At 70.1% G+C, this 4,844-nt stretch carries 6 protein-coding genes; 5 read left to right on the forward strand and 1 reads right to left on the reverse strand.

Annotation, left to right across the window (positions count from 1 at the left end; all coding sequences use genetic code 11):
* Positions 1-184: 184 nt before the first annotated feature.
* Positions 185-1,414: a Fic family protein gene (locus ACOADB_RS26775; protein ID WP_378606216.1), complete on the reverse strand. Its 1,230-nt coding sequence runs from the start codon at positions 1,412-1,414 to the stop codon at positions 185-187.
* A gap of 171 nt (positions 1,415-1,585) precedes the next feature.
* Here ACOADB_RS26775 and rplS point away from each other — a divergent pair, with 171 nt between their 5' ends.
* The 5 genes from rplS to ACOADB_RS26800 all read left to right on the forward strand — a co-directional run.
* The gene (gene rplS / locus ACOADB_RS26780) at positions 1,586-1,948 is read left to right on the forward strand and encodes a 50S ribosomal protein L19 (protein ID WP_378606219.1); all 363 of its coding nucleotides are present in this window, start codon (positions 1,586-1,588) and stop codon (positions 1,946-1,948) included.
* Positions 1,949-2,192: 244 nt separating this feature from the next.
* A complete protein-coding gene (gene lepB / locus ACOADB_RS26785; protein WP_378606222.1) occupies positions 2,193-3,077 on the forward strand; it encodes a signal peptidase I in 885 nt (294 codons plus the stop codon).
* 12 nt (positions 3,078-3,089) lie between these two features.
* A complete protein-coding gene (locus ACOADB_RS26790) occupies positions 3,090-3,836 on the forward strand; it encodes a ribonuclease HII (protein WP_378606225.1) in 747 nt (248 codons plus the stop codon).
* Between the two features lie 9 nt (positions 3,837-3,845).
* Positions 3,846-4,163: a DUF2469 domain-containing protein gene (locus tag ACOADB_RS26795; RefSeq protein WP_378606228.1), complete on the forward strand. Its 318-nt coding sequence runs from the start codon at positions 3,846-3,848 to the stop codon at positions 4,161-4,163.
* A 112-nt stretch (positions 4,164-4,275) separates the two neighbouring features.
* Positions 4,276-4,844, forward strand: a 569-nt coding sequence (locus ACOADB_RS26800; protein ID WP_378606231.1) for a pilus assembly protein TadG-related protein, incomplete at its 3' end; no start/stop codon positions are given.

Genomic DNA, 4,844 nt, shown 5'->3' on the forward strand with positions numbered 1-4,844 from the left:
TCGGCACCGCGATCGAGAAGACGGTCGGGTTCCGTGCCAAGGAAGAGGACGAGGTCGCCGGTATCGACCTCGCCCTGCACGGCGAGGGCTACGCCATCAACTGATCAACCTGAACAACCTGCTCCACGTCGCAGGCCCGTCCCGGATCTCCGGGGCGGGCCTGTGGCCGTTCCGACCGTTGCGGTCAGGCGGATTGCTCGCGCATCCGGCGGCTCGACGTCTGGATCCGGACGCTGAGGTCGTGCACCTCGTCGAGCACGCCGGTCGCGAGCCACACGGGCGCCTGGCGCGATCGCGCCGTACGGGTGAGCACCCGTGCGTCGACGAGGGTGTCGATCGTCGTACGCGCTGTGTCCTCCGACGCGTCGATGCGTTCGGACACCAGGGGCACGTTGATGATCGGTTCCTCGGTGAGCAGGTCGAGCAGGCGGTGGACCGGGGTGCCCGCCCTCGGCCGGCCCAGGGCATCGTGCCACTGGCCACGGATCGACTGGACGTTCTTCGCGGTCGTCCACGACTCCGCCGTCGCGATCCGGACCGCCGTGGCGAGCATGGCCACGAGCGTCTGGGCGTAGCCGTCGCGGTAGTCGTTGAGCGCGGCGAAGTACCGCTCGCGGTGGGACACCAGGGCCGAGGCGATGGGCACGGTCAGGTGCCGGGTCGCGCGTCGGCGCCGCAGCACCGCGTGGATCAGCGTGCGCCCGATCCGGCCGTTGCCGTCGATGAACGGGTGGATCGACTCGAACTGGGCGTGCACGATCGCCGCCTGCACCAGGGGCGGTACGTCGTCGCGGTCGGCGAACGCGAACAGGTCCTCCAGGTAGCCGGGGACCGTCTCCGGGGGCGGAGGCACGTGCAGCGCGCCGGTGGGGGAGTAGTCACTCCCGCCGACCCAGTTCTGCCGGGTGCGGAACTTCCCCGCCCGCTCGGCCTCGTCGGGGTTGCGGCGGAACAGGTCGTGGTGTGCCTTGAGGATCGCCTCGGGCCGGATCCTCCGGGAGGTGTCGGCGTCGTGGATCATCCGGGAGAGCGCGGCGGTGGCCGAGGCCATCGACACGGCCGACGAGTTGGCGCCGACCCCGAGCAGGGCGCGCCCGTAGTCGGCCAGGCTCGCGTCGACGTTCTCGATCTTCGACGAGTCGACCGATTCGGTGCGCAGCTGCAGGTGGTTCAGCGCCTTGAGGGTCCGTCCGTGGACGAGGTCGAGGTGGCCCAGGTCTCCGGCACTGGCCATCACCATCGCGGTCAGCGGCCGGTCCATGGGGTAGTCCAGGTCCCGGATGTACGGCGGCAGGGAGACCGTGACCTCGCGGATCCTCCGCTCGGCCCGGGGACCGCGGGGGACCCGCTGCCGCCAGGGGCGGGTCTCCTCGGTGTGCGGCGCCCAGTCGCGGCGGGCCGGGGCGTCGGTCATGGACGCCATTCTTGCGGCTGACGCCGATTTAGACGCTCACGCCCCGCTGTGGGAGGATCGTGGGTCGGTGCAACGAGCGCTTCTGCCACAGGGGAATCGCCGCTCGCGCACCAGCTCGATGTCCCATTCCAATGTTCCGCGGCTGACCTGTGTGCATTCGCGAGGAGAATCATGACCAACCCCAGCCCCGCCCTCGTCACCGACTTCGGCAACGCGCTCAAGCGTGACGACATCCCCGCCTTCCGCGCCGGCGACACCGTCAAGGTCCACGTGAAGGTCATCGAGGGCAGCCGCTCGCGTGTCCAGATCTTCCAGGGCGTCGTCATCCGTATCCACGGTGGCGGCATCGGCCGTACCTTCACGGTCCGCAAGGTCTCCTTCGGCGTCGGTGTCGAGCGGACCTTCCCGCTCCACTCGCCGATCTTCGAGACCATCGAGATCGTGACCCGCGGTGACGTGCGTCGCGCGAAGCTCTACTACCTGCGCAACCTCAAGGGCAAGGCCGCCAAGATCAAGGAGCGCCGCGAGGTCTGACACATCGCGCGAGCGCGTCTCCGGCGTTGATCCGGGGCAGCAAGCTGCCCGAGGACGCCTCCCGCCGCGCTACCGCGCTTGTCTGGTTGATTGCGCGAGCGCGTCTCCGGCGTTGATCCGGGGCAGCAAGCTGCCCATCGACGCCTCCCGCCGCGCTGCCGCGCTTGTCTCCCACGAGGGTCCGACCGTTCAAGGTCGGGCCTTCGTGCATTTCCCGTGCAGGGCGTGCCTAGACTCGACCATCGTGACCACCGACGACACGGACGACATCGCCGCCGAACCTGACGCCGGCCGTGAAGCCGACGCCACGGGTGCCGACGAGTCCCGTCGCGGCCGCAGGGCAGCGGGCAAGGACGAGCGCAAGCACCTTCCGGTGTGGCAGGAGAGCATCCTGCTGCTCGCGGTGGCCCTGGGCCTCGCGGTGCTGATCAAGGCGCTGTTCGTCCAGGCGTTCTACATCCCCTCGGAGTCGATGGAGCCGGGCCTGGTCAAGAACGACCGGATCCTGGTCCAGAAGGTCTCCTACTGGTTCGGCAAGCAGCCCCAGCGCGGCGACGTGGTGGTCTTCGAGGACCCGGGCGAGTGGCTCGGCCCGACCGACAACGTCGGCCCCACCGGCATGGCGAGCGCGCTCTCCAAGATCGGCCTGTACCCCACGGGCGGCCACCTGGTGAAGCGCGTCATCGGTACGGCGGGCGACGTGGTGGTGTGCTGCGACAAGCAGGGCCGGATCTCCGTCAACGGGCAGGTCCTCGACGAGTCCAGCTACCTCGGCCCCGACCCGGGCGCCTGCAACGCGGTGGTCGACGAGTGGATCACCAAGGAGAAGACCGCGCTCGGCAGCCCCTGTGGGTGGACCATCGGTCCGATCCCGGACGGCAAGCTGCTGGTGCTCGGCGACAACCGCGGCCACTCCGCGGACTCCCGGGCCCACCTGTGCGGTCCCGACGAGGACCCCTGCACCCAGAGCCCGTGGGTGGACACCGACCTGGTGGTCGGCAAGGTCTTCACCCTGATCTGGCCGCGCGACCGGTGGACCTGGGTCAGCCGGCCCGAGGTCTTCAACGATGTTCCGGACGACCCGCCGGCCGACGTCCGCGAGCGAGCCGAAGAGCTCGCCACCCCCTGAGCGAGGTCGCAGATGTCGAGGCTTCCCACCGGAGCGACGGTACGACGTGACGCGGGCCTCTACGGCTACGAGCGGGCACTGCGGCGCCACGGGCTCGAGCCGATCGCCGGGGTCGACGAGGCGGGCCGCGGAGCCTGCGCCGGGCCGCTCGTGGCCGGCGCAGCGATCCTGCCCGCGGGCAAGGCCGGCGTGATCCCCGGGCTCGCTGACTCCAAGCTGCTGACCGCGGCCGCGCGGGAGCGCTGCTACGACGAGGTCGTGAAGCGCGCCCTCGCCTGGTCGGTCGTGGTGATCTCCCACGACGAGTGCGACCGGCTCGGCATGCACGTCGCCAATGTGGAGGCGTTGCGCAGGGCCGTGGCGAAGCTGGCCCTGCCGCCGGCGTACGTCCTGACCGACGGGTTCCCCGTCGACGGGCTGGGAGCCCCCGGGCTGGCGGTGTGGAAGGGCGACCGGGTCGCGGCCTGCGTCGCGGCGGCGTCCGTGCTGGCCAAGGTCACCCGGGACCGGCTGATGGTCGAGCTCGACGACCAGTGGCCGTCGTACGACTTCCGGACCCACAAGGGCTACATCACCGCCACGCACACGGCCGCGCTCGAGGAGCACGGTCCCTCGCCGGTCCACCGGATGCGGTTCGTGAACGTCCGCCGCGCGGCGGGGCTCGAACCCCTCCCCGAGCCGCTCCCCGAGCCGTTCCCCGAGTCACTGCCTGACTCCTTGCCCGAGTCACTGCGGGATCTCGAACCATCGGACGGCTAGGGTGCGGGTGTGAGTGCCGAGGAGCTCGAGAAGTACGAAACCGAGCAAGAACTGAACCTCTACCGGGAGTACCGGGACGTCGTCGGCATCTTCAAGTACGTCGTCGAGACCGACCGCCGGTTCTACCTGTGCAACACGGTCGACGTGAAGGCCCGCTCCGAAGGGGGCGACGTCTTCTTCGAGGTGACCATCGCCGATGCCTGGGTGTGGGACATGTACCGCCCGGCGCGCTTCGCGAAGAACGTCAAGGTGCTGACCTTCAAGGACGTCAACGTCGAGGAGCTGGCCACCTCCGACATCGAGCTCCCGAAGATCCCGAAGTCCTAGGGACTTCGTCCTGACTTCGGCCGGAGTGCTGGACCAGGGGCACTTCGCGGCCGAACCTGCTTGAGAGGGTGGGAGAGAGCCGCCCTCCCAGGCAGGTAGCGGGGGAGGCACCATGGGACTCTGGCATGGTCGCCAGCGGGACCAGCGGGGCGCCACGCTGCTCTTCGCGACGGTGTTCCTGGCGCTGCTGATGATGAGCGGCGCGTTCGTCGTCGACCTGGGCATGCAACGCGTCGCGCGTTCGGATGTGCAGGCCGTGGCCGACGTCGTCGCCCTCGACCTCGCCCGGCAGCTCGACGGCCGCACGGTCGCCCAGCTCACGCCGGTCCTCAACGCAGCGAGCGCCGAGAGCCTGGCCAGGAATGCGGGTGTGATCGGTCCGAATACCCCTGACCTCGACTACGAGCTCGGCAGCATCGGCCCCAACGGCTTCACAGCGATGACCGCGGGCGTTCCCACAGCGGTGCGGGTCGTCGCCCGTGCCGAGGTCCCGTTCGCGTTCGCCGGCATCACGGGCACCGACAGCGGCACCGCGACCCGCTCGGCGGCAGCGGAGAGCTCGTCGACCGCCTGCTTCCGGCTGGGGTCGTTCGTCGCCGCGATCCGGGCCGGCGACGAGACCGTCCTGGCGCCGCTCAACGACCTGCTCGGCGTGAACCTCGACCTCGTGAGCTACCGCGG

The organism is Nocardioides sp. CPCC 206348 (genome assembly GCF_048654705.1).
Lineage (GTDB): Bacteria > Actinomycetota > Actinomycetes > Propionibacteriales > Nocardioidaceae > Nocardioides.

What these genes read in the sequence shown, in the direction of transcription:
- ACOADB_RS26775 (WP_378606216.1), bottom strand. Translation starts at nt 1,414, where the DNA reads ATGACCGACGCCCCGGCCCGCCGCGACTGGGCGCCGCACACCGAGGAG.
- rplS (WP_378606219.1), top strand. Translation starts at nt 1,586, where the DNA reads ATGACCAACCCCAGCCCCGCCCTCGTCACCGACTTCGGCAACGCGCTC.
- ACOADB_RS26790 (WP_378606225.1), top strand. Translation starts at nt 3,090, where the DNA reads ATGTCGAGGCTTCCCACCGGAGCGACGGTACGACGTGACGCGGGCCTC.